23 protein-coding genes and 2 pseudogenes are annotated in these 24,877 nt (G+C 65.1%); 14 read left to right on the top strand and 11 right to left on the bottom strand.

What is annotated here, in order from left to right; genetic code table 11:
* Positions 1–2: 2 nt before the first annotated feature.
* The 5 genes from CK222_RS06755 (at position 3) to CK222_RS06735 (ending at position 4,181) form a co-directional block, all read left to right on the top strand.
* Positions 3–797 carry an amino acid ABC transporter ATP-binding protein gene (locus tag CK222_RS06755; protein ID WP_095799803.1) on the top strand — a complete coding sequence of 265 codons (795 nt, stop codon included), beginning with the start codon at positions 3–5 and terminating at the stop codon, positions 795–797.
* A 37-nt stretch (positions 798–834) separates the two neighbouring features.
* Positions 835–1,296: a RidA family protein gene (locus CK222_RS06750; protein ID WP_067001934.1), complete on the top strand. Its 462-nt coding sequence runs from the start codon at positions 835–837 to the stop codon at positions 1,294–1,296.
* Positions 1,297–1,313: 17 nt separating this feature from the next.
* Positions 1,314–2,519, top strand: coding sequence for an aminotransferase class V-fold PLP-dependent enzyme (locus CK222_RS06745; RefSeq protein ID WP_095799802.1), 1,206 nt, complete (start codon positions 1,314–1,316; stop codon positions 2,517–2,519).
* A gap of 91 nt (positions 2,520–2,610) precedes the next feature.
* On the top strand, positions 2,611–3,108 hold the full coding sequence (purE, locus tag CK222_RS06740) for a 5-(carboxyamino)imidazole ribonucleotide mutase (protein ID WP_095799801.1): 498 nt from the start codon (positions 2,611–2,613) through the stop codon (positions 3,106–3,108).
* Positions 3,105–4,181, top strand: a complete 1,077-nt coding sequence (locus tag CK222_RS06735) for a 5-(carboxyamino)imidazole ribonucleotide synthase (protein ID WP_095799800.1) — start codon at positions 3,105–3,107, stop codon at positions 4,179–4,181. Before purE ends, CK222_RS06735 begins: the two co-directional genes overlap by 4 nt.
* A 6-nt stretch (positions 4,182–4,187) precedes the next feature.
* On the opposite strand, the gene CK222_RS06730 is transcribed toward CK222_RS06735, so the two are convergent.
* On the bottom strand, positions 4,188–4,604 hold the full coding sequence (locus CK222_RS06730; protein WP_095799799.1) for a lysozyme inhibitor LprI family protein: 417 nt from the start codon (positions 4,602–4,604) through the stop codon (positions 4,188–4,190).
* A 336-nt stretch (positions 4,605–4,940) separates the two neighbouring features.
* On the opposite strand from CK222_RS06730, the gene ykgO reads away from it, so the two are divergent.
* The 3 genes from ykgO to CK222_RS06715 all read left to right on the top strand — a co-directional run bounded on the left by ykgO (position 4,941) and on the right by CK222_RS06715 (position 7,133).
* Complete coding sequence (gene ykgO, locus CK222_RS06725) at positions 4,941–5,066, top strand: type B 50S ribosomal protein L36 (RefSeq protein ID WP_040974291.1); 126 nt, start codon at positions 4,941–4,943, stop codon at positions 5,064–5,066.
* Positions 5,067–5,177: 111 nt separating this feature from the next.
* Positions 5,178–5,777, top strand: a complete 600-nt coding sequence (locus CK222_RS06720) for a hypothetical protein (protein WP_095799798.1) — start codon at positions 5,178–5,180, stop codon at positions 5,775–5,777.
* A gap of 297 nt (positions 5,778–6,074) precedes the next feature.
* Positions 6,075–7,133, top strand: a complete 1,059-nt coding sequence (locus tag CK222_RS06715) for an alpha/beta hydrolase (RefSeq protein WP_095799797.1) — start codon at positions 6,075–6,077, stop codon at positions 7,131–7,133.
* A 152-nt stretch (positions 7,134–7,285) separates the two neighbouring features.
* Here the strand turns inward: CK222_RS06715 and pyk are convergent, their stop codons facing one another.
* Positions 7,286–8,713 (bottom strand): pyruvate kinase, encoded by a 1,428-nt coding sequence (gene pyk, locus CK222_RS06710; protein WP_067319379.1) that lies wholly within the window; start codon positions 8,711–8,713, stop codon positions 7,286–7,288.
* Positions 8,710–9,198 (bottom strand): DUF1036 domain-containing protein, encoded by a 489-nt coding sequence (locus CK222_RS06705; protein WP_095782793.1) that lies wholly within the window; start codon positions 9,196–9,198, stop codon positions 8,710–8,712. Before CK222_RS06705 ends, pyk begins: the two co-directional genes overlap by 4 nt.
* 244 nt (positions 9,199–9,442) lie before the next feature.
* Between CK222_RS06705 and CK222_RS06700 the strand changes: the two genes are divergently transcribed.
* The 3 genes from CK222_RS06700 to CK222_RS06690 all read left to right on the top strand — a co-directional run bounded on the left by CK222_RS06700 (position 9,443) and on the right by CK222_RS06690 (position 11,989).
* Positions 9,443–10,240, top strand: a complete 798-nt coding sequence (locus tag CK222_RS06700) for an N-formylglutamate amidohydrolase (RefSeq protein ID WP_095799796.1) — start codon at positions 9,443–9,445, stop codon at positions 10,238–10,240.
* A 29-nt stretch (positions 10,241–10,269) separates the two neighbouring features.
* Positions 10,270–10,578, top strand: a complete 309-nt coding sequence (locus CK222_RS06695; protein WP_095799795.1) for a DUF1244 domain-containing protein — start codon at positions 10,270–10,272, stop codon at positions 10,576–10,578.
* 229 nt (positions 10,579–10,807) lie between these two features.
* Positions 10,808–11,989 (top strand): MFS transporter, encoded by a 1,182-nt coding sequence (locus tag CK222_RS06690; RefSeq protein ID WP_095799794.1) that lies wholly within the window; start codon positions 10,808–10,810, stop codon positions 11,987–11,989.
* Here CK222_RS06690 and CK222_RS06685 read toward each other — a convergent pair.
* Complete coding sequence (locus CK222_RS06685) at positions 11,947–12,861, bottom strand: LysR family transcriptional regulator (RefSeq protein ID WP_095799793.1); 915 nt, start codon at positions 12,859–12,861, stop codon at positions 11,947–11,949. The genes CK222_RS06690 and CK222_RS06685 overlap by 43 nt on opposite strands.
* 94 nt (positions 12,862–12,955) lie before the next feature.
* Here CK222_RS06685 and CK222_RS06680 point away from each other — a divergent pair, with 94 nt between their 5' ends.
* Entirely contained in the window at positions 12,956–13,912 is a 957-nt protein-coding gene (locus CK222_RS06680; RefSeq protein ID WP_095799792.1) for an SDR family oxidoreductase, read from the top strand.
* A 64-nt stretch (positions 13,913–13,976) separates the two neighbouring features.
* Here CK222_RS06680 and CK222_RS06675 read toward each other — a convergent pair whose 3' ends face one another.
* The 3 genes from CK222_RS06675 to CK222_RS06665 all read right to left on the bottom strand — a co-directional run bounded on the left by CK222_RS06675 (position 13,977) and on the right by CK222_RS06665 (position 18,658).
* Entirely contained in the window at positions 13,977–14,135 is a 159-nt protein-coding gene (locus CK222_RS06675) for a DUF3309 family protein (RefSeq protein ID WP_040991775.1), read from the bottom strand.
* Between the two features lie 99 nt (positions 14,136–14,234).
* Positions 14,235–17,411, bottom strand: coding sequence for an efflux RND transporter permease subunit (locus CK222_RS06670; RefSeq protein WP_095799791.1), 3,177 nt, complete (start codon positions 17,409–17,411; stop codon positions 14,235–14,237).
* A 74-nt stretch (positions 17,412–17,485) separates the two neighbouring features.
* The gene (locus CK222_RS06665) at positions 17,486–18,658 is read right to left on the bottom strand and encodes an efflux RND transporter periplasmic adaptor subunit (RefSeq protein WP_095799970.1); all 1,173 of its coding nucleotides are present in this window, start codon (positions 18,656–18,658) and stop codon (positions 17,486–17,488) included.
* Positions 18,659–18,680: 22 nt separating this feature from the next.
* Here CK222_RS06665 and CK222_RS33345 point away from each other — a divergent pair, with 22 nt between their 5' ends.
* Positions 18,681–18,815 (top strand): hypothetical protein, encoded by a 135-nt coding sequence (locus CK222_RS33345; protein WP_275955525.1) that lies wholly within the window; start codon positions 18,681–18,683, stop codon positions 18,813–18,815.
* 211 nt (positions 18,816–19,026) lie between these two features.
* Here the strand turns inward: CK222_RS33345 and CK222_RS06660 are convergent.
* The 3 genes and pseudogenes from CK222_RS06660 to CK222_RS06650 form a co-directional block, all read right to left on the bottom strand.
* Positions 19,027–20,349 (bottom strand): annotated as a pseudogene (locus tag CK222_RS06660) (coniferyl aldehyde dehydrogenase); the annotation flags it as partial.
* A gap of 217 nt (positions 20,350–20,566) precedes the next feature.
* Positions 20,567–21,696, bottom strand: a pseudogene (locus CK222_RS06655) (patatin-like phospholipase family protein).
* 201 nt (positions 21,697–21,897) lie between these two features.
* Positions 21,898–22,983 carry a citrate synthase/methylcitrate synthase gene (locus tag CK222_RS06650; protein WP_095799789.1) on the bottom strand — a complete coding sequence of 362 codons (1,086 nt, stop codon included), beginning with the start codon at positions 22,981–22,983 and terminating at the stop codon, positions 21,898–21,900.
* Between the two features lie 93 nt (positions 22,984–23,076).
* Here CK222_RS06650 and CK222_RS06645 point away from each other — a divergent pair, with 93 nt between their 5' ends.
* Positions 23,077–24,228 (top strand): citrate/2-methylcitrate synthase, encoded by a 1,152-nt coding sequence (locus tag CK222_RS06645; protein ID WP_095799788.1) that lies wholly within the window; start codon positions 23,077–23,079, stop codon positions 24,226–24,228.
* A gap of 3 nt (positions 24,229–24,231) precedes the next feature.
* Here the strand turns inward: CK222_RS06645 and phaR are convergent, their stop codons facing one another.
* The gene (gene phaR, locus CK222_RS06640; RefSeq protein ID WP_095799787.1) at positions 24,232–24,825 is read right to left on the bottom strand and encodes a polyhydroxyalkanoate synthesis repressor PhaR; all 594 of its coding nucleotides are present in this window, start codon (positions 24,823–24,825) and stop codon (positions 24,232–24,234) included.
* Positions 24,826–24,877 lie beyond the last annotated feature (52 nt).

The raw sequence follows: 24,877 nt of genomic DNA, 5'->3' as shown, positions 1-24,877 counted from the left end.
CAATGGCCACCACTTCCGATAACAGCCCTGCGCTTCTCGATATCGCCGAGGTCTCGAAATCCTTTGGCTCGGTCGAGGTACTGCGCTCGGTCAGCCTCAAGGTGGCGAAGGGCGAGGTGGTCGCCATCATCGGACCGTCCGGCAGCGGCAAGACCACGCTGCTGCGCTGCGTCAACTTCCTCGAAAGCTACGACAGCGGCTCGATCCGCATCGACGGCAAGGAGGTCGGTTTTCGCGACGGCGGCGCGCGCCAGCGCCGCAGCGAGCGCGACTTGGCCGCCATGCGCGCCGAGACCGGCATGGTGTTCCAGGGCTTCAACCTGTTCCCGCATCTGACGGCGGCCGGCAACATCATGCTCGGCCTCACCAAGGTACGCGGCAAGAGCAGCGCCGAGGCGCGCTCGATCGCCGAGCAATGGTTGGGTCGTGTCGGTCTCGCCCACAAGGCCGACAGCCTGCCCGCCGAGCTTTCCGGCGGCCAGCAGCAGCGTGTCGGCATCGCCCGCGCCGTCGCCATGGAGCCGAAGATCCTGCTGCTCGACGAGATCACCTCGGCCCTCGATCCGGAACTCGTCGGCGAGGTTCTGGCCGTGGTGAAAAGCCTCGCTGAGGACGGCATGACCATGGTGATGGTGACGCATGAGATGGCTTTCGCCCGCGACGCCTCAAGCCGCATCGTCTTCATGGCCGACGGCGGCGTCAGTGCCGTCGGGCCGCCGAAGGAGGTGCTTGCCGCGGAGACCACGAACGAGCGCCTGCGGACTTTTTTGGCGCGCTTCCGTGCCTCGCAATTCTGACATCGGATGGCAAATGCCATCCAAGGAGCATTCTTCCATGACGCCTTACACCCGGCTCGCCGAACTCGGCCTGACGCTGCCCGAGCCGCCAACGCCCATCGCCAACTTCGTCACTCATGCCGAGAGCGGCCGGCTGATCTTCCTCTCGGGCCAGGGGCCGCTGCGCGCCGATGGCACGCTTTGCACCGGCAAGGTCGGCGAGGACGTCACCGTCGAACAGGCCTATGAGCATGCCCGGCTCACCGGCCTCAACCTGCTTGCCGTCATGCACGCGGCGGCGGGCGACCTCGGGCGCATCGTGCGCGTCGTCAAGCTGCTCGGCTTCGTCAATGCGACGCCGACCTTCAGCGATCACCCGAAGGTGGTCAACGGCTGCTCCGATCTCTTCGCCGATGTCTTTGACAAGATCGGCGGCCACGCGCGTTCGGCGATCGGCGTCGGCTCGCTGCCTGGAAACATCACCGTCGAAATCGAAGCGGTCGTCGAGATCGCCGCCTGACACTGGGATCTGCTGCCATGAAAACCTATTCCGAGACCGGCTCCAACACCACGATCCACGAGCGGCTGGGACTGCGTCCGATCATCAACGTCTCGGGCACGATGACGACACTCGGCGCTTCCATCATCGTCCCGGAAGCGATCAGCGCCATGGCCGAGATCGCCTCGCAATGGGTGGAGATGGACGATTTGCAGCGCGCCGCGAGCGCAGTCGTCGCCCGTCTCACCGGCGGCGAGGCCGGCTTCATCACCGCCTGCTGCGCCTCAGGCATCACCATGGCGATCGCCGGAGCGATGACCGGCACCAACCTGCTGGCCATCGAAAGGCTGCCCGACGACACCGAAGGGCTGAAATCGGAGGTCGTCATCCAGCTCGGCCATATCGTCAATTACGGCGCGCCGATCGACCAGTCGATCCGCGTGGCCGGCGCCAAGGTCATTCCGGCGGGCACCGTTAGCGTCACGCAGGATTACCACGTGCGCGAGGCGATCAACGAGCGCACCGCGGCCGCGCTTTACGTCGTCGCCCACCACACGGTGCAATACGGCATGCTTTCTCTAGAGGAGTTCTGCGAGATCTGCCACGCCAAGAATGTGCCGGTGATCGTCGATGCCGCTTCGGAATACGATCTGCGGACCTTCCTCGCGCGCGGCGCCGACATCGTCGTCTACAGCGGCCACAAATTCCTGAGTGGCCCGACCAGCGGCATCGTCACCGGCCGCAAGGACCTGGTGCGCGCCGCCTATCTGCAGAATCGCGGCGTCGCGCGGGCCATGAAGGTCGGCAAGGAAAGCATCGCCGGCACCATGGCGGCGCTCGACGCTTGGGAAAAGCGCGACCATGCCGGCATTCGCCGGCGCGAAGAGGCGGCGCTCGATCTGTGGAAGGATGCGCTGCAAGGCATTCCGGGCATCGGCGCTGAGATCGTGCCCGACCCAACCGCCAACCCGCTCGACCGCCTGCAGGTCTTCGTCCGTCCGGAGAGCCGCTTCACCGCCGCGGGCCTAGCCTCGGCTTTGGCCGCCGGCTCACCGCCCGTCATCGTGCGCAACCATGAGGTCGAGCGCGGACACTTCTTCCTCGACCCGTGCAACCTGCATCCCGGCGAGGCCGAGATCGTCGCCGAGCGGCTGCGCGCGGTTCTGACCGCGAAGGAGCGTCCCGCGGATGCGATGAAAGCGGCGCGCAAGGATTCATCCGGGGCGCTGCGCTGGCCGGACTAGACCTCGCCACCGTCGGCCCACAGCCGCGACAATCCTTGCGGCTGCCGGCGAATTCCGCTAAGGCGCGCCTTTGCCGCCGGGAGCGAAAACCTTGACCGATCAGCGTGCCGAAGTCGCCATCATCATGGGCAGCCAGTCCGACTGGGCGACGATGCGCCAGGCGGCGGAAACGCTGGATGCGCTGGGCATCCTGCACAAAAAACTGATCGTCTCGGCACACCGCACGCCGGACCGCCTCTATGAATTCGCCAAGGGCGCCAAGGCGGCCGGCTACAAGGTGATTATCGCCGGCGCCGGCGGCGCGGCGCACCTGCCCGGCATGACGGCGGCGATGACGCCGCTGCCCGTCTTCGGCGTGCCGGTGGAATCCAAGGCGTTGTCCGGCCAGGATTCGCTGCTCTCCATCGTGCAGATGCCGGCCGGCATTCCGGTCGGCACGTTAGCGATCGGCAAGGCCGGTGCCGCCAACGCCGCCCTTCTGGCCGCGGCCGTCCTGGCCCTGAGCGATGAAAAACTCGCCGCCCGCCTCGATGCCTGGCGCACCGCACAGACCGCCAAGGTCGCCACCGAGCCGGCGGATACCCCGTGAGCCTAGCCCCGGGATCGACCATCGGCATCATCGGCGGCGGCCAGCTCGGCCGCATGCTGGCGATGGCCGCCGCCCGCCTTGGCTATCGCACCATCGTCCTGGAGCCACAGGCCGACAGCCCGGCGACGCAGGTCGCCAACCTTCAGATCGTCGCCGCCTATGACGATCCGGCGGCCCTTGCCGAACTGGCCGGCGCCAGCGCTGTCGTCACTTACGAATTCGAGAACGTCCCGGTTCAAGCGGCGCAGACACTCGCGGCGCGCGTTCCCGTCTGTCCGCCGGCCCGCGCGCTGGAAATCGCGCAGGATCGCGTAACCGAAAAAAGCTTCCTGAACGGCATCGGCGTTCCCACAGCCGAATTCTGCCCAGTGGACAATGACGAGCAGCTGACGGCCGCGCTGAAGAAATTCAGCGGCAGCGGCGTGCTGAAGACGCGCCGCATGGGCTATGACGGCAAAGGCCAGCGCGTCTTCCGCAACATGGAGACCGGCGGCTTTGCCGGCACCTGCGAGGCGATGGGCAATGTGCCGCTGATCCTCGAATCGCTGGTCGCTTTCGAGCGCGAGATTTCGGTGATTGCCGCGCGCGGGCAGGACGGCTCGGTTGCAGCCTACGATCCGGCCGAGAATATCCATCGCGAAGGCATATTGCGAACGTCGACATTGCCGGCCGCCATCGCACCGGACACCGCATCGGCGGCGAAGCAAGCGGCAGCAAAAATCCTTGCGGCGCTAGACTATGTCGGCGTCATCGGCGTCGAGTTCTTCGTGCTTGCCGACGGTTCGCTTTTGGCTAACGAGCTGGCGCCGCGTGTCCACAATTCCGGCCACTGGACGGAAGCCGCCTGCATCGTTTCGCAGTTCGAACAGCATATCCGCGCCATCGCCGGCCTGCCGCTGGGCTCGCCTGCACGGCATTCCGACTGTGTCATGGAAAATCTGATCGGCGACGACATGCTGAAGGTTCCGGCGCTGCTCGCCAAGCCCGGCCTGATGCTGCATCTCTACGGCAAGGCCGAGTCGCGGCCCGGCCGCAAGATGGGCCATTTCACGCGCATTGAGCGTCGGCGCTAACGCCGACTACTGCACGTCTTCGTCCTCGTCCGGGCTGGCGCAGCTCGGATCGCCTTCCTGGCAGTTGGGGCCGGAGGTGAGTTGCTTGGTGCGCTCGGTGGTCAGCTCCGTCAGGCATTGCGAAACCTCCATCGGGTGGATGGAACCGCCCTCGCTGTCGGCGGTCGAATAGGCGCACTCGGCGTCGCGGAAGGTGATCCAGGCGCGCTGTGCGGTCTGCAGCAACTTGTTGGCCTTCTCGTCATTGCGGCCGACAATATCCTTGTAGGCGGCGTTGAGCTTGGCAACGGCCGCCTGATAATCGGCATTGGCGCAGATATTCATCATCGACTGGCTGTCGTCGCTGCGATCGCAGTCCTCGGCCCATGCAGCCGGAACCGTCGCGATGAGGAGAAGGCATGCGGGCAGAAAGAGACGGCGCATGATAAAGACTCCGTTTCGCTGAGAGCATCTGCAACCTAGAGGAATCGCTTGCCGTCGCAGAAATGCGGCTAAACAAATAGACATAACCGGAGGGGACCTATGTCCCGCTCTGGGGTGGCCCGCAACATTCCAGCCGCCTCTGAGTCGCGCAATGCCGCGCGTTACCTATGGCGAATATTTGATCAGCGCACCATTTGCGGCATAAGAGCCGCCCGCTTGCGGTTGACACGGGCAAGGCTCCTCGTTTATGAGCCACGCAAGTTCAAGGCGCGCTTTTTTCGGGCGCGCCTTTAAAATTCGGCCCGGGACCGGGCCCCCGACCGAACAGGCAAGACCATGAAGATCAAGAACTCGCTCAAGGCGCTCAAGGCGCGTCACCGCGACAACCGGCTGGTTCGCCGCAAGGGACGCATCTACATCATCAACAAGACCGCTCCGCGCTACAAGGCGCGCCAGGGCTGAGACTTGCGCGCGGCGCTAAGCGCCGCGCCCGCTGATGTCGACTGCCGGTTCGCCGGCCCTCTCACGCTAAAATCATTTTGACGATCCGCCGTCCGGGACTAGATTCCGGACATGCGGATTCTTTTTGCGTTCTTCATTGCCCTGGTCCTTTCCGGAACGACCTTGCCCGCTTCGGCGCAGCATGAGGCCACGCCGCCCGCCGCTTCGCAGCCGCCGGTCGCCTCGACCAGGCAGGGGCGGCTCGACCAGCTCTTTGCCGATCTCAGACGCGAGCGCAACGAGAAGGCCGCCGAACGCATCGCCGGCCGCATCTGGAATGAGTGGAACCAGTCCGGCAGCGCCTCGATCGACCTGATGATGCGATGGGCGCAAAGGGCGGCGGAAGACCAGAAATTCGACGTCGCGCTCGATTTCCTCGATCAGGTGGTGACCTTGCAGCCCGATTATGCCGAAGGCTGGAACCGCCGCGCTACCGTGCATTTCCTGATGAAGAACTATGGAAAGTCGATGTCGGACATCGACCACACGCTGCGGCTCGAACCGCGCCATTTCGGCGCGCTGTCGGGTCTCGCGCAGATCATGGCCGAGACCGGCCACAAGCAGTCGGCGCTGGAAGCCTGGCAGAAGGTGCTCACCATCTATCCGATGATGCGCAGCGCCCAGGGCCAGGTCTCGACGCTGTCGGAAGACCTGGCCGGCGAGGGCATTTGAGGGGCAGCTCTTCGTCATCCTCGGGCTTGACCCAACGACCATGCCGTGACTTCCCGCGCCGCGACGGTGGTGCAGACCTCTGCTCCCCTGCAGCCGTCGCGCAAGGTGACGGCGTGGATGCCAGCGGCTTCGCGACGGAGCTTCGCTCCTGCTTCGTCCTGACGTTGACAGGCCGGCCAAGCTGAACGTTTGCGATACTCCACCGAAGCGGGCAATAATTTGGGCTGGCAGCAGGCCGCCAGCTCGCCAAACTCACCGTGCTCTTAAACTAAATCCGCTCGCCCTCGTACTTTCCGCATGTACCTCATCTGCGTCGCGCTCCTCCTCCTCGTTGCCTTCCTCATCGCCCTTGCCGGCATTACCCGCGCCTGCGTCTGGCTGATCGAGCGTCGCAATCCGCCGATCGGCGCATTCGCCGACATCGATGGTGCCCGCATCCATTATGTCCACGTCCCGGCCGCCGGCGCCGGTCTGCCGCCTGTCGTCTTCATCCATGGCGCCAGTGCCAATCTCAAGGACCAGATGCTGCCGCTGAGGCCTCTGCTCGAGGGCCGCGCCGAGCTGCTGTTCCTCGACCGACCGGGCTTCGGCTGGTCCGAGCGCGGCGACAACGAAACGCTGGCGGCGCAGGCCGACACTGTCGCCGCGCTGATGGATCGGCTCGGCATCGCAAGGGCGATCATCGTCGGCCATTCCTTCGGCGGCGCGGTCACAACCGCCTTCGCCCGCCAGCATCCGCAAAAGACGCTCGGCCTCGTCTTCCTGGCGCCCGTGAGCCATCCGTGGCCGGGCGGCGCGACCGCCTGGTATTACAAATTGACGGCTGTTCCGGTGGTCGGCTGGCTGTTTTCCGAGACCATTGCTTACGCGGCGGGCATGCTGCGGATCGGCAATGCCACGGCCTGCGTGTTTTCACCGAACAATGTGCCGAAGGGCTATATCGGCAAGGCTTCCATTCCGCTTGTTCTGAGGCCGCCTGCCTTCCGCGCCAACGCCCGCGATGTGGCCCAACTTTACGATTATGTGCGCGCTGCCTCGCCTGGCTACCGTGAGATCAAGGCGCCGACCTTGGTCATCTCCGGCGATCGCGACAAGGTGGTCTATGCCACGGTCCATTCCGTCGGCCTCGAACGCGACATTCCCGGCGCCGAGCTGGTCTGGGTCGCGAATCTCGGCCACAAGCCCGACTGGATCGCCCCGGACCTCGTCGTCGGCGCCATCGAAAGGGCGGCCGGCGCGCCGGTCGACCTGCAGTCGATGGCGAGCGTTGTGGAAAGCCGCATCGCCGGCGACGCGCAAGGCGCTGACAGGTACCCGGAACTGAAGGTGCCGGACGCCGAGCTGGCGCCGGGCTAAGCTCGGGACCGGAAGGCTGTCGAGATTCGGATTAGGCCGAGCCGAGCAGAGCGGATTCCGAGAACCGGAGCGGACCGACTTAACCACATGAGCCCCGGAAGCGCAGGGAGGCGCGCTTCACAGGCCGGTCCCACCTGAATACGGGCAATAGCTTAGTGCGTCTCTGAGCCGACATAGGCGATGCGCAGCATGTTGGTCGAGCCGGGCGTCCTCAGCGGCACGCCCGCCGTGATGATGACGCGGTCGCCCGGCTTGCCAAAGCCTTCCTCGAGGGCAATGCGGCAGGCGCGGTCGACCATATCGTCGAGGTCGATAGCATCCTCCGAGACCACGCAATGCGTACCCCACAGAAGCGAGAGCCGGCGCGCCGTGTTGACGATCGGCGACAGCGCCACGATCGGCACTTGCGGCCGTTCGCGCGCGGCGCGCAGACCAGTTGTTCCAGAGGCGGTGTAGGAAATGATCGCCGACAGTTTCAGCGTCTCCGCGATCTCGCGCGCAGCGAGCGAAATGGCGTCGGCCCCGGTCGCTTCCGGTTCCGAGCGCTGGGCGTTGATGATGCCGGCATAAGTCGGGTCGGCTTCGACCTTGGTGGCGATGCGGTTCATCATCGCGACCGCCTCGACCGGGTAGGCGCCGGCGGCGGATTCGGCCGAAAGCATGATCGCGTCCGCGCCTTCGAAGACGGCGATCGACACATCCGAGACCTCCGCGCGGGTCGGCACGGGTGCGGTGATCATCGATTCCAGCATCTGGGTCGCGATTACCACCGGCTTGCCGGCGCGGCGGGCGGCGCGCGTGATCTGCTTCTGGATGCCGGGCACGGCCTCGAGCGGCATCTCGACGCCGAGATCGCCGCGCGCGACCATCAGCGCGTCGGAGAGTTCGATGATCTCGGCCAGGCGCGCCACCGCCTGCGGCTTTTCGATCTTGGCCATGATGAGGGCCCGGCCGCGCGCGATCTTGCGCGCTTCGGCCAGATCCTCCGGCCGCTGCACGAACGACAGCGCCACCCAGTCGACGCTTGCCGCCAGCACCGCGTCGAGATCGGCGCGGTCCTTCTCGGTCAGCGCGCCGACCGGCAGATCGGTGTCGGGCAGGCTGACGCCCTTCTTGTCGGAGATGCCGGTGCCGGCGACCACCGTGCAGGCGATCGACTTGCCGTCGCTCTTGACCGCCTTGAGCTCCAGCTTGCCGTCATCGATCAAAAGACGGTGACCGGCCTCGACCGAGTTCAGGATTTCCGGATGCGGCAGGTAGACGCGCTTCGACGTGCCGGGTTCCGGACTGTCATCCAGCGTGAAGGTCTGGCCGACGGTCAGTGCTTCCTTGCCATTGGCGAACTTGCCGACCCTGAGCTTTGGCCCCTGAAGATCGGCGAGAATGCCGATCGGCCGCCCGACCGCCGCCTCGACGGCCCGGATGCGGCCGACAAGCGTGCGCATCAGCTCGTGGTCGGTATGGCTCATATTGATGCGGAAGACGTCGGCGCCTGCCTCGAAGAGCTTTCGCAGCATCTCCTCGGAGGAGGAAGCCGGACCGATGGTGGCGAGGATCTTGACCTTGCGGTTACGTCTCATTGATTGTTCGTTCCCGGAGCGGGGGCCGCTGGCGCGCCGCCCGTTGCGGGCTCGTCAGTCAGCTGGACCATCCAGCTTGCCTGCTCGCCCGTGTCATATTCCTGAAATCCGGCGCGCTGAAAGCCCCGGGCGACGCAATCATTCACGCCGGCAATCTTGAACTCTTTTTCGGCGACGCACATGTTGATCGGGCCGTCCCAACGCCCGCCGCGCTCGGCGTCTTCTGCATAAAGATAGTAAAACCTTGATGACAGCGGCCCCTCGATCAGCGTCTTGCAGGTCGACCCCTCGATGTGCCACCAGCCCTCTGTGATCCAGCCGGCCTTCGCCCGATAGCCGATGCCGACGCCGACCAGGTTCTGCGTCGCGTTGCAGACGCGGAAGTCGGCGCGCGCCGGCGAGGTCGCGGCGAGCGCGCACAGGCCCGCGCCAAAGATCAGGAGCGGCAGGCTCAGGCGCTTGCGCAGCCTGCCGGCGCAACCCAATCCAAAACCCTTGGCGAACCACATCTGCATCGTCGAAGCACCTTTTCAGCAAACTCCGGGCGCATGTCAACGCGCCGTTTTATTCAATTCCAATCGATTTAGAAGGGTCCGGTGAACGATTTGGCGTCCCATCCGGGATTCTTTGCAGAAACCGTGGCCAAACAACGGCATTGCGCCTCAGTCCTCTTCGTGGAATGACGATACCACCCCGCCCGGACGCCAGCGAACAGACCGTTTTCAGCCGATGACCCGATCCACAGCTTTCGCGCCCTTCGACATCGTCGAGGGCGACCGCAAGAAGGGCATCGTGCTTCTGGCCGATCACGCCCGTCGCGACCTGCCGGAAGAGTATGGCAGCCTCGGCCTGCCGGCTGCCGAGTTCGAGCGCCACATCGCGTATGACATCGGCGTCGAGACGGTGACGCGCGAGTTGGCGGCGGCGCTCAATGCGCCGGCCGTGCTGGCCGGCTTCTCCCGCCTTCTGATCGACCCCAACCGGGGCGAGGACGACCCGACGCTGATCCGCCAGCTCTATGACGGTACCGTCGTGCCGGGAAACTATCCCATGGCCGCCGAGGAGCGGGAGAGACGGCTCGACCGCTTCTACCGCCCCTATCACGACGCGGTCGGGGCGATGATTTCCTCGGTGGCGCAGGCCTCCGGCAAAGCGCCGTTCATCTTCTCGGTGCATTCCTTCACCCCTCGCATGCAAGGCTTCATCCGCCCCTGGCATGTCGGCATCTTGTGGGACCGCGACGACCGCGTTGCGCGGCCGCTGATCGACATGCTGGCCGAAGACAAGGCGCTGATCGTCGGCGACAACGAGCCCTATGACGGCGCGCTGCGCGGCGACACCATGTTCCGCCATGCCATTGTCAACGGCTATGCCCATGCCCTGCTCGAGATCCGTCAGGACCTGATCGCCGACCGCGCTGGCGCTGTTCAATGGGCGGAGCGATTGGCTCCGATCGTTGACGCCGTCGACCGCCGTGCCGATATACACGAGGTGAAGATGTTCGGCTCGCGCACCGGGCCGGCCTAAAAAACGGCCGAGAGGCCGGGGACCACGAAATGACCGAACTCAGCGAAGAACGGAAACGCGATTTCGAGGCCGCCGCCTTCCGCCGGCTGGTCGAGCATCTGCGCGCACGCGGCGACGTCCAGAACATCGACCTGATGAACCTGGCCGGCTTCTGCCGCAACTGCCTGTCGAACTGGTATCGCGAGGCGGCCGAGGCTGACGGCATTGCCCTGACAAAGGACGAATCGCGCGAGATCATCTACGGCATGCCCTATGCCGAATGGCAGGCGCTCAACCAGACCGAAGCCTCCGAGGCCACGAAGGCTGAGTTCGAGGCCAGGCGGCCGAAGGATCATTGAACCGTCCTATTTGGCTCGCCGCTGCTGCTTTGTCATCCCAAGGTCTGCGCGCGTCGCTTCGCTCCTGCTTCGCCCATGGATGTCAAAGGAGGCGTTTCGGCCAAATCTCCAAAGTAGGGCCATTCCTCACAGGTCCGCGCCTCTTGGTCCAACGCTTCTGCCATAGCGCTTCTTGACTACAAATTGAATCGATCTAATTTGCCGCGCAAAGCCATTCGGACTTCAAACCATGAGCGTGCAAACCACAAGGCAAGCCGCGACGCGCGGCCGCTGGGCCGTTGCCGGCATTTTCCTGGCCAATGGCTTTCTCACCGGCAGCTGGGCGCCGCAGATCCCGGTGTTTCTGACCCGGCTGGACATCTCGAAATTCACCCTCGGCCTGCTGATCCTGTTGTTTGGTGTCGGCGCGGTGATGGCGATGACCTGGTGCGGCCATCTCATTTCCAGGCACGGCTCGCGCCCCGTGCTGCGCTGGTTCGGCATCTGCGGCAGTTTCGGCCTGCTGGTCGTGGCACTTGCGCCCAACGTGCCGCTCGCGGCCCTCGCGATGCTCGTCTTCGGCGGCTCGATCGGCGGCATGGACGTCGCCATGAATTCCAACGCGGTGATCGTCGAACGACGGCTCTCCCGCGCCATCATGTCGTCCTCGCATGGCTTCTGGAGCCTCGGCGGCTTCGGCGGCGGCGCGCTTGGTGGCTATTCCATTCAGAACTACGGCTATCTCGCGCATGCGATTGCGGTGACGGCGCTCGCCTTTTTGGTCATCGCCTTTGCTGTTCGCTACCTCATCGCCGACGACAGGCCGCAGGCCGCCGGGCATCAGAAATTTACGCTGCCGCGGCACACAATTGTCTATCTGGTCGGGTTGATGGCGCTGCTCACCATGGTCTCAGAGGGCGCCGTACTTGACTGGGCCGCGCTCTACCTCCAGCAGGAGCTCGGCGCCGACCTTGCGATTGCCGGCCTCGCCTATGCTGCCTTCTCCGGCGTCATGGCGCTTATGCGCTTTCTCGGCGACGGCGTGCGCAACCGCTTCGGCGCGGTGGCGACGCTGCGCGGCTCGGCGCTTGTCGCTGCCGCCGGCATGTTGGTGGCCGGCCTCTCCCCCTCGCCTTATCTTGCCATTGCCGCTTTCGCCTTCTGCGGTTTCGGCATCGCCAATATGGTGCCGATCCTGTTTTCGGCCGGCGGCAACCAGGAAGGCTTGTCTTCCGGCACCGGCATGAGCGTCGTGACCACGATGGGGTATTCAGGAATCCTGGTGGCGCCGTCGGCGATCGGCTTCGTCGCCGAGCATTCGAGCTTCGGCCCGATCTTCGTCGCGCTTTCCGGCCTGCTGGTCATCGTGCTGTTGATGGCAAACCTGGCTCACCGCGCCGAATTCGCCGCCGAGCCTGCGCCGGCGGAGTAGCGCTTCAGCTCTTCATGCAGGAAATCCGCCACGCGGCGGATGCGCATGCTGGTGCGCACGTCACGGTGCATTGCAAGCCACACCGGCAGCACGGGCAAGGGAACCTCCGGCAACAGCTTCTCCAGTCGAGGATCGCGGCTAGCGAGCGGCTCCTGGCCGATGCCGATGCCATTGCCGGCCCGCACCGCTTCCCACAGCACGATCTGGTTGTCGGTCCTGAATCGGAAGTTGCTGCGGCTGACCGGGATGCCAAACGCGGTGAGGCCGCGAACGATCTCATCGCTGCGGTCGAATCCGACCAAAGGATGGTCGGCGAGATCGCTCGGCTTCTGCGGGCGTCCATGCCGGTCGAGATAGGGTTTCGCGGCACATATGCAGAGAGCGATATCGGTGACCTTGCGCGCCATCAGCTCATTCTGCGCCGGCCTGACCATGCGGATGGCGATGTCGGCGTCGCGTCGCAGCAGGTTCTCGACCTGGTTGGAAGCGACGATCTCGACCTCGATGCCCGGCTCTTCCTCGCCAAGGCGCGCCGTGATCTGCGGCAGCACGCAGGCCGCAACCACCTCCGAGGCAGCGATGCGCACCGTGCCCTCGATCGCCTCGACCGAGCCCAGCGCAAGCAATGAGAACGCATTGGCCTGCTCGCTGACTGCCTTTCCGCGCTCGTAGAGTGCGCTGCCTGCCTCCGTGAGTTCGTAGCCGCGCCGCCCGCGCCGGAACAGCGTGACGCCGAGCGCCTGCTCCAGCTCGGCGATGTGGCGGCCGAGCGTCGGCTGGCTTGATGCGAGCTTGCGCGCGGCGGCCGAAAGGCTGCCGGTCTCGGCCACCGCGACGAAGCTCTTGATCAGATTCCAGTCGAATTCATTCATTCGTTTTTGAATAACAGGGTGCCGACCTTAGTCAATTCCATTCGGCTTTGAAGACGTCAGATAAGCGGGCAAACGCAAGCAACGGAGACGAACAATGACCAAGGTCGCAATTCTGGGCGCCAATGGCCGGCTCGGACGCGTGGTTGTCAAGGCCTTCATCGACGCCGGTTTCGACGTCCGCGCTGTCACCCGCGCCGGCAAGGTGCCGCCCGAGTTCAAGGGCGCTATTGCCGTCGCTGGCGACGCTTTGGACCGCCAGTCGCTGATCCGGGCCACGCAAGGCGTCGACATCATCTTCAATGGCTTGAACCCGATCTATACCGACTGGGGCAAATGCCTGCCGATGGCCGAGAACGTCATGGCAGCCTGTCGGGCGAACGGCGCGCTGCATCTTTTCCCGGGCACTGTCTATAATTACGGCTCGCCGATGCCGCAGGTGATCACCGAGGAAACGACTTTCCATCCTACCACCGACAAGGGCCGCATCCGCGTCGCCATGGAGGAGCTTTTCCGTCGCGAAGCCGATGCGGGCCGCGTGCGCACCATTCTGCTTAGGGCCGGCGACTTCTTTGGCGGCACCGGCAGCGGCGGCTGGTTCGATCTCGTCGTCGCCACCAAGATGGAAAAGGGGGTCTACACCGCCGCCGGCCCGGCCAAGCTCGTGAACGAATGGGCCTATCTGCCCGACTTCGCGGTGGCCTTTGTCGCACTGGCGCGCAATCTCGATAAGCTCGGCTTTTACGAGGCCATCAATTTCCCCGGCCACGCCGTCACCGATCTCGACATCAAGGCCGCCGCCGAAAAGGCGCTCGGCCGCAAGCTGAAACTCACGTTCATGCCCTGGTGGGTGCTGCGCGCCGGCAGCCCGTTCGTAACCATGTGGCGCGAGATCGTCTCGATGTCCTACCTGCGCTTCGAGCCGCACCGGCTGGCGTCAGCGCGCCTGGAAAAGGTCATCGGCGAAATCCCGCACACCCCGCTCGACCGAGCAGTGGCGGAAGCCATGCAAGACATCGGCATAGCCGTCGCGCCCATGCGTCAGGCCGCCTGAGCAAAGAACAACCTCAAGATGAAAACGGCCGGACTTCAAGGCCCGACCGCAAATCGTCGTCGGTTCAGATCCTGCCCATCAAAAGCAGGATCAGCAACACTACCAGAATGACTCCCACAATCCCCGAAGGCCCATAGCCCCAAGACCGCGAGTGCGGCCATGCCGGCACGGCGCCGATCAGGATCAGGATCAGGATTATTACGAGAATTGTACCGATCGTCATTGAAAACCCCTCGCCGTCTGGTTGAACTTCGAGGGAACAATGCAAAAAGCCGCCCGGTAGTTCCCGAGCGGCTTTATGTACCTGAGTTGCGAAGTCGCTCTACTCGGCGGCTTTCGGGAAGGCGACCGCCGGCTCGGCATTGGCTTCCGCTACCGGCTCGCCTGTCGAGTGCTCGCCCTTGCCGCGGCGGAACAGGCGGCTGAGCCAGCCACGCCGGGCGCCGGGCTTCACCTTGGCTCGGGTGAACACCATCAGCATCGAGGGCGTCACCACCAGCGTCAGCAAGGTGGCGAAGGACAGGCCGAAGACGATCGCCGACGACAGCGAAATCCACCACTGCGTCGATGGCGCGTTGATCGTCGTCTCGTGATGGAAGATTTCGAGACCGAGGCCGAAGGCGATCGGCAGCACGCCGAGGATGGCCGACACCGCGGTCAGGACCACCGGCCGCGCGCGCTCGCGGCAGGTCTGCAGCACGGCATCCATCTTGTCCCAGCCTTCCTCGCGCAGCCGGTCATAGGTGTCGATGAGCACGATGTTGTTGTTCACCACCACGCCGGCAAGCGCAATGACGCCGATGCCCGACATCACGATGCCGAAGGCCTCGCCTGTCAGAAGCAGCCCGAGGAACACGCCGATCGTCGCCATCACAACGCAGGACAGAACAAGCCACACGCTGGTGAACTTGTTGAACTGCGCGAGCAGCACCAGGAAGATCAGGAAGATCGCCGCGCCGAAGGCTTTGCTAAGGAAGGCGCTGGCTTCCGCGCTGTCCTCGTTGGAGCCAGCGAGCTTCCAGCGTATGCCGCTGCCGAGATCCATGTCGGCCACGGCCTTAGTGACTTCCGCCTGCACCGCTGCCACTTGCGCGCCGGCGCTGACATTGGCTTGCACCACCACGGTGCGCGCGCCGTCGATGCGGTTGAGGACGCCGACTGTCGGCTCGGGCTTCCTGACCACGAAGTTCGAGATCGGCACCGAGCCCTGCGAGGTCTGCACCCTGAGCTCGTCGAGCGTCGAGAGCGTGCGCCGGTCTTCCGGCAGACGCAGGCGAATGTCGACGGCGTCGTCGGCGCCGGCCGGCCGGTATTCCGACAGCTTGAGGCCGTTCGTTACCAGCTGCACCACAGTGCCCACCGAGGTCGGGCTGATGCCGTATTGCGCCGCCTTGGCGCGATCGACCTCAAGCGCCCAGTCGACGCCGGGCGGCGGCAGGCCGTCGGAAACATCGATCACGTTGGGGACCTTGGCGATGCGCGCGGCGACGGCGCGTGCCTTGTCGTCGAGCCCGGCCGGGTCGGCGGCCGAAAGCCTGATCTGGATCGGCTTGCCGGTCGGCGGGCCAGCCTCGGGCACGCGCACTTCGACGTCGACGCCGGGAATGCCGGCCATGACGCCACGCAAATCGTCGAGGATCTGGTTGGCGGACTTGCGCTCGCGCCAATCGACGAATTCGTACTGGATCACCCCGACCACGTCTTCCGGGATGTCCTGGCCGCCGCCTTGCGTCTTGCCGACGCGCGTGTAGACCGATTTCACGCCCGGCCAGCCGAGCAGGCGGCTTTCCGCCGTCTTGGTTGCGGCGTCCATTTCGGCCAGCGAAAGGTTGCCCCGGGCGTGCACATAGAGCAGGCCGTAATCCGGCTCGACGCTGGGGAAGAACTCGACGCCGGCGCCGTATTTCGAATAGGCGAAGCCGACGCCGACCAGCAGGCCGACGGTGAGCAGGATGACGGTGATCGGGAAACGCACCGCCTGCTTGACCAGAGCCATATACCAGCCGTCGCGATCGCTGTCCTCGTGATGCGCCGGCGCCTTGGCGAAGATGGCGCCGAGCGTCGGCGCGAAGACCAGCGCATAGAGCATCGAGGCCGACAGCGTCACGATCAGCGTGATCGGCATGTACTTCATGAAGTCGCCGATGATGCCGGGCCAGAAGAGCAGCGGCGAGAAGGCGGCGATGCGCGTCATCGTCGCTGCGATGACGGGGCCGGCCATGCGCTTGGCGGCTAGCGCGAAGGCATCGGCCTTCGGCATGCCCTCGCTCATGCGCCGCTCGGCGAATTCAGTGACGATGATGGCATCGTCGACCAGCATGCCGACCGCCAGGATGAGGCTGAACAGCACGATCATGTTGATCGTGTAGCCCATCATCGCAAGCAGCAGGATGCCGATCAGGAAGGATGACGGAATGGCGAGGCCGATGAGCAGCGAGGCGCGTCCCGACAGCGCGTAGAGGATCACGATGAACACCAGGATGACGGCGATCATCACATGGTTCTGCAGGTCGCCCAAAAGCTGGTTGACGAAGACCGACTTGTCCTGCGTGTAGGTGACGTGCATGCCTTCCGGCATCGTCTTGATGAAGGTGTCCGACACCTCCCGGACATGGTTCAGCGTGTCGATCAGGTTGGCGCCGATGCGCTTCTTCACCTCGATGGCGATCGCCGGCTTGCCGTCGAGGCGGGTCACCGTCTCGGCGTCCTTGAAGGTGGAGCGGATGGTGGCGACGTCCTTGGCCTGCACCACGGCATTGGGCGTGGCGACGACCGGCAGTTTGGCGACGTCCTCGGGCGTCTCGATCAGCGACGGCACCTTGACCGCGTATTTGCCCTCGGAGCCTTCGAGATTGCCGGCCGCGACCAGGCTGTTGGAGGCGCCGACGCCCTGGATCACCTGATCGAGCTGGAGTCCGTAGGAGGAGAGCTTCACCGGATCGATGACGACTTCGACTAGATCGTCGCGCGCGCCCTGCAGCGAGCCTTCGAGCACGCCTGGCACCTCCTCGATGCGGTCGCGCAATTCGCGCGCCGCCGACGTCAGCACGCGCTCCGGCACGTCGCCGGAAAGCGTGACGACGAGAACCGGGAACTCCGAGACGTTGACTTCAGTGACGGTCGGCTCCTCCGCCGCCTGCGGCAGGTCGGCCTTGGCGTCCTGCACCTTGCTGCGGGTGTCCTGCAGCGCGGTGGCCAGGTTGGTCTGCGGTTGGAACTCGACCAGCACGTAGCCGCCGCCCTGGAAGGCGGCCGAGCGCATCTCCTTGAGCCCCTTCAGGCTCTTGAGCTTGCTTTCCATCGGCCTGAGCAGCAGCCGTTCGGAGTCCTCCGGCGATATGCCCTGGTAGATCAGGCTGACATACATCATCGGAATCGGAACGTCCGGCTCCGCTTCCTTCGGCGTCGACTGATAGGCGACCCAGCCCGCGACGAGCAGGAACATCAGCGCCGATATTGTGAGGCGGGCGTTGTGAATGGCGAGTCTGACGATGTCCATGACTTATGCCTGCTGTTTCCCTGGAAGCCGCGACATTGGCCAGCGGCGCCGGCCGAGCCGGCGCTGCGGCCGCGCTATTGCGTGCCGGCGGAGGCTTCACTGATCAGCTTGTTGATGGTTGCCTGGTCGGCCTCGACCGGCTTCACCAGATCGCCTTCCTTCACCAGTTCCTGGCCGGCGACGATGATGCGCGCGTCCTGCGGGATGCCGCCAAGCACCAAGCCCTTCGGCGTGTCGTCGACGAGGTCGATCGGGAAGAACGCCACCTTGTCGTCCTTGCCGACGGCGCGGATGCCGAGGTCGCCCTTGTCGCCCAGCGTCACCACCGAGCGCGGCAGCATGACCGCATCGGTCGGCTGGGCGCTGAGCGTGATCTCGGCCGTCATGCCGGCGGGGATGGAGCCGTCGGCATTGGGGATCGCCACCTCGACACGGAAGGTGCGGGTCTGCGAGGAGGCGTCACGGCTGATGTAGCGCACCGTGCCGGTGACTTTCTGGTCGTTGACAAGGCGCACGTTGGCCTGGTCGCCGATCTTGATGTAGCGCAGGTCGCGCTCGCTGATCTCGCCGCGCGCGATCACCGGGTCGAGCTTGAGGATGGTGGCCACCTCGCCGCCCTGCATCACCGAGCTGCCGAGCTCGACCGGCACGCGGTCGATGACGCCGTCGAAGGGAGCCTTCACTTCGTTGCGGTCGAGTTCGGCCTGCGCCGTCTCCAGCATGGACTGCGCCGCCGTCAGGTTCGAGCGGGCAGTGTCGAGCTGCAGCTTGGGCAGGTTCCCGGTCTTGGCCAGCCGCTCGGCTGCGTCGAGCTCGGCCTTGCGCTGCGCCAGCAGCTGCCTGGCATTATCGACATTCGAGAGCTTCTCCTCGGCGGCAAGCATCAGCACGAGGTCGCCGGTCTTGACGTGATCGCCCTGCTTGACCGGGAGCTTGTCGATGACACCGGCGACGCGGACAGCAAGCACAGCGCGCTTGTCGGCTTCGGTCAGGCCCGAGATCCGTATCGCCCGCGCGAAGGTTTTGCGCGGCGGCGTCACCACCGCGACGGTGCGCAATGCTGCCTTCGGCTCGGCCTCCACCGTCTTCGGCTTTTCGGCGCCGGACTGCGCGGCTTTGCCTGCTCCTCCCTCCTTCTGGTGATCGGCGGCGCTGCCCACGGACGAGAACTCGCCCGTTGCCATCCAGGCAGCGGATCCGATGAGCACAGCAATGGCTGCAAGCTTGTGAAACCTGATTTTCGGCATCGTCATTTTTTCCGTTGCAGGCTTGGGCGAGGTCGACGGTTTCGATCCCCGGGCGCGCGGCCGATATGGGGGCGCGCAGAGCCATCTTCAATTTGCCGTGATCGGCGAAGCGCGCTTCTACCGCAAAGCCGTTGCGCAAAACAGTCAGAAACTTTGATGGATTATTGCGCCGCCGAGCTCGGGGCGCTGGTTTTTTCCGCGTTTTACATGCTGGACTGCTTGGCTTTTCTCAATCGGGGCCGGTTTTTCAGCCGATCGGACACTCAATGGCAGCAGGCGTCAGTATGATGAAGAAGTTTTTTGCGAAATGACCCGTTGCATTGGCATGCGACAATCAGAGGACGCGCCCAATCCGAAAATAAATCCGATCAGGTGATCAGGTTGAGCAAGCGGAACAGCCGCTCGAACGTCCGGCCATAAGGCGGCCTGAGCAGGGCCCCGGCACTCAGCCTGGATTGGACGAAGATCGGCTTTTCCTTGCTGAAGGTGCGGAAGCCCCATCCGCCGTGATAGGCGCCCATGCCGCTCTCGCCGACGCCGCCGAATGGCTGCCGTTCCTGCACCAGATGCATCATGCTGTCGTTGATCGTCACGCCGCCGGCAACGGTTTCTCGCATGATCCTTTGGCGATTGGCGCTGTTCTTGCCGAACCAATAGAGGGCGAGCGGACGCTCGCCGCGGTTCACGTGATCGATTGCCTCATCTACCGCGCCGTATTCAACGATCGGCAGCACCGGCCCGAAGATTTCCTCGCGCATCAGCCGCAAACTCTCGCCGGCGTTCCTGACCAGGACCGGCGCCATCTTGCGGTCGCTCACGCCAAGCCTTTCATTTGCCGGATTGACCTCGGTGACATCGGCGCCGCTTTCGCGCGCCTCGGCGACCATGTCGCTCAGGCGCCGCTGGTGCCGTTCGCTGACGATGGCCGTGTAGTCGGGATTGTCGCCCAGGCGCGGATAGAGCTGCGCCATCGCGCCGGCAAGTTTTGCGGCGATCGCCGCGCCTTGCCCTTGCGGGACCATCAGATAGTCTGGTGCGATGCAGGTCTGGCCGGCATTCAAGAGCTTGCCGTAGGCGACGCTCGCAACCGCAGCGTCGAGATCGCACGACGCATCGAAGATCGCCGGCGACTTGCCGCCAAGTTCGAGCGTCACCGGCGTCAGATTGGCGGCCGCGGCTAGCGCCACCTGCCGGCCGACCGCGGTGGAGCCGGTGAACAGGAGATGATCGAAAGGCATGGACACGAATGTCTTGCCGACTTCGGCATCGCCGACCACAACGCTCATCTCGTCGGAAGAAAAATGCTCTTCGACCAACCGGGCGAGCAGGTCCGAAAAGTTCGGCGTCAGCTCGGACGGCTTGAGCAGCACCCGGTTGCCGGCGGCTAGAGCGGCAGTTGCCGGCGCGATGGCAAGCTGGAACGGATAGTTCCAGGGCGAGACGATGCCGACGACCCCGAGCGGCTGCGGCAGAAGGCGGTTGCGCCCCGGCAGGAACGGCAGGCTGGTGGCGACGCGGCGCTCGCGCATCCAGCCGCGCAGATGCCGGATGGCGTGCTTGATGCCGGCGCGAACGACGAACAGTTCCGCAAGCCGCGTTTCCTGCGCCGCCCGTCCAGTGAAATCGCTGTCGATCGCCGTGCAGATCTCGGCTTCATGCTTTTCGGTCAGCGCCAGCAGCCGCTTCAGCCGGTCCTTGCGCACTGCGAGGCCAGGAAAGGGGTCCTTCTCGAAGGCCCTGCACTGCGCCTCAAACTTGACCCCGAGAGAGTTCTGTCTGGTCTGCAGCATCGCTACCTCCCGTTTACGTCGAGGTAAACTACTCGCGCGACGGAGGTGAATCCAGCATATCGCCGGTTCCGCAAGGGAAACCTCAGCGCCTGCTGAAACGTGCGACAGGGTTGGGCGACTAGGCTCGCCGGCGCGCTGACTCTGGCTTGATGCGCGCGGCGAGGAATTCCTTGACCCGCCGGCCCGGGGCCGGGCCGCGCATCGGCTTGAAGCCGTCGTCGAGCTCGCCCGAGAGGTCGAGCGTCGCTCGGCTGCCGACCGCGTCGTAGTTTTCCTCCAGCCAGTCGCTGGCCGCACTGCGGCCAAGGTCCCGCAGATAGGCGAGGAAGGCCCATTCGGCGTTGACCTTGGACGAGGCCGACAGATCCTTGAAAGCCTCGTCGGCATCGATGCGGTGCATGCGGATGTCGCGGTATTCGCCATGCGGCAGGCGTCCGCCGCGATCAGTTCCTTGACGAAGGCGATCGAGCGGAATTCGCGCAGCAGCCCGGCATTGAAGGTGATCTCGTCGATGCGGTTCTGGATCTCGTTGGCACTCTTCGGCGTGCCTTCGCGCACCACCGGGTTGATCTGCACGAGCAGCACGTCCTCGGTCGCCGCAGTCTTGAAGAACGGATAGAGCGCCGGATTGCCGCCATAGCCCCCATCCCAATAGGGCACGCCCTTGACCTCGACGGCGCGGAACAATTGCGGCAGGCAGGCCGACGCCATCACCGTGTCGATGTCGATCTCGCCATCCGAGAAGACGCGCAACTGCCCGGTCTCGACATTGGTCGCCGAAATGAAGAGCTCCATCGACTTGCAGGCGTGCACGTTGCCGAAGTCGATCTCCTTCTCGACCACATCGCGCAGCGGGTTGAGGCCGAGCGGATTGGCGACGTAGGGCGAGAAGACCCGCGACATGGTGTCGAAGAAGAAATAGCCGGGCGTGTTCTCGATCGACCAGTTCCCCCAGACCACGTCCCACGGCATCCGTTGCACCGGGCTGAACCGCCCCTTCGAGGCCACAGCACGCCAGAAATCATCGAGCTTTGTGCGCGCGCCCTCGACGCCGCCGCGCACGAAGCCGTCGGCCAGCGCCACCGCATTCATCGCGCCGGCGCTGGTGCCGGACACGGCAGCGATCTCAAGCCGCCCGTCTTCGAGCAGACGATCGAGCACGCCCCAGGAGAAGGCGCCGTGCGAACCGCCGCCCTGAAGCGCGATGTTGATCTTCTTCTTGTCCCCCGCCTTGCCGTTCTTCGCCATGGCGTTCCTTGTCTCGATGTGCCGGCCTGCCCCTGCGTCATTGGAGCGGGACCGCTGCCGTCAGCCTATGTTGCAGCGCAGCATATAAGGACGGACCAAGGCAAGAACACGAGCACACAAGCGTGATCGGGTGAAATTTCGCTCATGAAAAAACTGTCCGCTGCCGGACGCGGAGTATTGCATTGGGGTTTGCTCGCGGCGTCAGGCGACGAGATCGGGCACCGGCCCGACATAGCGCGACTGCGGCCGGATCAGGCGTCCGGTCGCCTGCTGCTCGCGCGCATGCGCAATCCAGCCGGCGACGCGGCCGGCGGCAAAGACGTTGGAGAACGCCTCCTTCGGGAAGCCCGCGGCTTCGAGCAGGAGCGCGGTATAGAATTCGACATTGGTCTGGATCGAGCGTTGCGGCTTGGCGACCCTGAGCACGTCGAGTGCCGCCTGTTCCACCGTCTCGGCGAAGGCCAGCCGGCTGCCGGTCTCATAACGTGTGCCCAGCCGCCGCACGACGGCTTTCAGCACGTCGGCACGTGGGTCGCGCACGCGGTAGATGCGATGGCCGAAGCCCATGATGCGCTCGCCGCGCGCGATCTCGTTTCGCAGCCAGGCGGCCGCGTCGCCGCTCGCCTCGATCGCGTCGAGCATCTCGATCACCGGCCCCGGCGCGCCGCCATGCAGCGGGCCTTTGAGCGCGCCGAGCCCGGCCAGGATCGCCGAGGTCAAGCCCGCCTGCGTCGACGCCACCACCCGCGTTGCGAAGGTCGAGGCATTGAGCCCATGGTCGCAGACCGTCACCAGATACGTATCGAGCGCCTTGGCAAGCGCCGGCGAGGCCGTACCGGAGAGCATTCGCAGCATGTCGGTCGCATGATCGGCGCGTGCGTCCGGAGGAACAGGCTTCTCGCCGCGTCCGAGCCGCAGCAGGGCCGGGGTTAGCGCCGCCGGCGCCGCGATCAGCCGGAGCGCGTCGGCGAGCGAGTCGCCGTCGGGCAGCAGGGCGATGCCGGCGCGCATGCCGCTGTAGACATCGAGCGCTGGAAGTTCAGCGAGCATCGGCTGCAGCCGCTCGAAAACCTCGACACGCGCATTGCCGATCGCCTTCTCCAGCTCGCTGTCGCCGGGAAGCTCGTCGAAGGACCCGTCGAACAACAGGCGGACCACCTGGCCGTAGCGCCAGTGCCCGGCGAGTTCCGTCAACGAATGGCCTCGGATGGTGAGATGGCCGCCCGCGCCGTCGACATCGGAAAGAACCGTCTCCGCCGCCACAACATCATCGAGCCCATTTGCCATGACTGTCTCCTTGACCCTTTGTGCACTGCAGTTAATGCTCTACAATCAACGCATCAATCTTGATCAACTGAATCAATATGAGGCGGTGCGAACTTGTCCGAATGGCTGACGCGGGAGGAAGCGCTGGCGCGGCTCAAGGTCCGGCCGCAGACGCTTTACGCCTATGTCAGCCGCGGCCGCATCGGCATGCGGCCCGACGGGGCAGATCCGCGCCGCAGCCAGTATCGAGCCGACGACATAGCCGCGCTCGCCACCCGCCGGGCGCGCGGGCGCAGCCCCCGGGCGATCGCCGAAAGCGCCATCGCCTGGGGCGAGCCAGCGATCACCACCGCCATCTCGACCGTGCTGCATGGCCGCCTCGTTTATCGCGGCAAGGATGCCGTTGCGCTTGCCGCGACAGCGACGCTGGAAGATGCAGCAAGCCTGCTTTGGGCATCCGGCACCGCGATATCCTTCGCGTCGCTGACCGCTTCGATCGTTCGCGAGAGCGGCACCCCGACGGCCTTTGCAAGATTGTCGGCGCTTGCCGCGGCTGGCCGGCCTTCGCTCGGCCGCAGGCCGGGCATGCTGCAGCAGGATGGCGCCAGCGCCACCAGCGTGCTCGCGACGTCACTCGGTGCAAGCCCGGGGGCGGAGCCGGTGCATGAAAGGCTGGCGCGCGGCTGGTCGGTCGACGCTGCCGGTGCCGATCTCATCCGCAAGGCGCTGGTGCTTTTGGCCGATCACGAGCTCAACGCCTCGACCTTCGCCGCACGCGTCGCCGCTTCGACCGGCGCGCCGATCGTGGCCTGCCTGCTTGCCGGGCTCGCTGCCCTTACCGGCCCGCGTCATGGCGGCGCCGGCGCCGCGGCCATCGCGCTGGTCGAGGATGCCGAGCGGCTCGGGCCGGACGAGACGATCGCGCGCTGGCTGGCCCACGACCGGCCGCTGCCCGGCTTCGGCCATCAGCTCTATCCCGAAGGCGATCCGCGCGCCGAGGCTCTGCTGCCCGACCTTGACATCGCTGACGATCTGCTTCATCTGCGCGACGCCGTCCTTGCCGCGACCGGCATGCGCCCGAATGTCGACTTCGCGCTGGCCGCGCTGACGCGCAGCCTCAATCTCCCCGCCGACGCGCCCTTTCGCCTGTTCGCGCTCGGTCGCAGCATCGGCTGGACGGCGCATGCCATCGAGCAGGTGACGAGCAACAGGCCGATCAGGCCGCGAGCCCGCTATGACGGCCCTGCAGGAACACCTGACGGCTAGCCGTCACGACATGGTGTCGAGCTTGCGCTGCATGGCGGCGATCTGCGCCTTCAATTCCTGCAGGTCGTCGGATTTCTCGTCCTTCTTCGGCGGCTCGGCGGGCGCCGCGGAATTGGGGCCGCCCGACGGGAACGGCGTGAACATGCGCATCGCGTTCTGAAACATCTCGACGTTGCGCCGCGTCTGTTCCTCCAGCGCCTTCATCGGCGTCTTCATCATGTCGATCGGTGCCTTGCCGAAGGCGCCCTTCAGCTGCTCGCGGAAGCGCTCCTGCTCCTTGGAGAAGGCGATCATCGACTGTTCGAGGAAGCTCGGCACGATCATCTGCATCTGGTCGCCGTAGAAGGAGATCAGCTGGCGCAGAAACGGGATCGGCAGCATGTTCTGCCCGTCCTTGTTCTCCAGCTCGAAGATGATCTGGGTCAGCACCGGATGCGTGATGTCGTCGCCGGTCTTGGCGTCCTGCACGGTGAATTCTTCGCCCTTCTTGACCATCTCGGCCAGATCTTCGAGCGTCACATAGGTGCTGGTGCCGGTGTTGTAGAGCCGGCGGTTGGCGTACTTCTTGATGACGATCGGGTCGTCTTTTGCGGCCATCCGTATCCTCCCCAGGATACCGGCGCGTTCACAGTAAGCGGCCGGTAACGAT

Origin of the sequence: Mesorhizobium sp. WSM3866 (assembly GCF_002294795.1) — a bacterium.
GTDB lineage: Bacteria > Pseudomonadota > Alphaproteobacteria > Rhizobiales > Rhizobiaceae > Mesorhizobium.
The sequence above is the reverse complement of the archived record's forward strand: the minus strand, read 5'-3'. Positions and strand labels throughout refer to the sequence as shown.

Excerpts from the sequence above, each read along its gene's own strand:
- CK222_RS06755 (WP_095799803.1), top strand. The coding sequence starts at position 3 with ATGGCCACCACTTCCGATAACAGCCCTGCGCTTCTCGATATCGCCGAG.
- CK222_RS06750 (WP_067001934.1), top strand. The coding sequence starts at position 835 with ATGACGCCTTACACCCGGCTCGCCGAACTCGGCCTGACGCTGCCCGAG.
- CK222_RS06745 (WP_095799802.1), top strand. The coding sequence starts at position 1,314 with ATGAAAACCTATTCCGAGACCGGCTCCAACACCACGATCCACGAGCGG.
- CK222_RS06730 (WP_095799799.1), bottom strand. The coding sequence starts at position 4,604 with ATGCGCCGTCTCTTTCTGCCCGCATGCCTTCTCCTCATCGCGACGGTT.
- ykgO (WP_040974291.1), top strand. The coding sequence starts at position 4,941 with ATGAAGATCAAGAACTCGCTCAAGGCGCTCAAGGCGCGTCACCGCGAC.
- CK222_RS06720 (WP_095799798.1), top strand. The coding sequence starts at position 5,178 with ATGCGGATTCTTTTTGCGTTCTTCATTGCCCTGGTCCTTTCCGGAACG.
- CK222_RS06715 (WP_095799797.1), top strand. The coding sequence starts at position 6,075 with ATGTACCTCATCTGCGTCGCGCTCCTCCTCCTCGTTGCCTTCCTCATC.
- pyk (WP_067319379.1), bottom strand. The coding sequence starts at position 8,713 with ATGAGACGTAACCGCAAGGTCAAGATCCTCGCCACCATCGGTCCGGCT.
- CK222_RS06700 (WP_095799796.1), top strand. The coding sequence starts at position 9,443 with ATGACCCGATCCACAGCTTTCGCGCCCTTCGACATCGTCGAGGGCGAC.
- CK222_RS06695 (WP_095799795.1), top strand. The coding sequence starts at position 10,270 with ATGACCGAACTCAGCGAAGAACGGAAACGCGATTTCGAGGCCGCCGCC.
- CK222_RS06690 (WP_095799794.1), top strand. The coding sequence starts at position 10,808 with ATGAGCGTGCAAACCACAAGGCAAGCCGCGACGCGCGGCCGCTGGGCC.
- CK222_RS06685 (WP_095799793.1), bottom strand. The coding sequence starts at position 12,861 with ATGAATGAATTCGACTGGAATCTGATCAAGAGCTTCGTCGCGGTGGCC.
- CK222_RS06680 (WP_095799792.1), top strand. The coding sequence starts at position 12,956 with ATGACCAAGGTCGCAATTCTGGGCGCCAATGGCCGGCTCGGACGCGTG.
- CK222_RS06675 (WP_040991775.1), bottom strand. The coding sequence starts at position 14,135 with ATGACGATCGGTACAATTCTCGTAATAATCCTGATCCTGATCCTGATC.
- CK222_RS06670 (WP_095799791.1), bottom strand. The coding sequence starts at position 17,411 with ATGGACATCGTCAGACTCGCCATTCACAACGCCCGCCTCACAATATCG.
- CK222_RS06665 (WP_095799970.1), bottom strand. The coding sequence starts at position 18,658 with ATGCCGAAAATCAGGTTTCACAAGCTTGCAGCCATTGCTGTGCTCATC.
- CK222_RS06650 (WP_095799789.1), bottom strand. The coding sequence starts at position 22,983 with ATGGCAAATGGGCTCGATGATGTTGTGGCGGCGGAGACGGTTCTTTCC.
- phaR (WP_095799787.1), bottom strand. The coding sequence starts at position 24,825 with ATGGCCGCAAAAGACGACCCGATCGTCATCAAGAAGTACGCCAACCGC.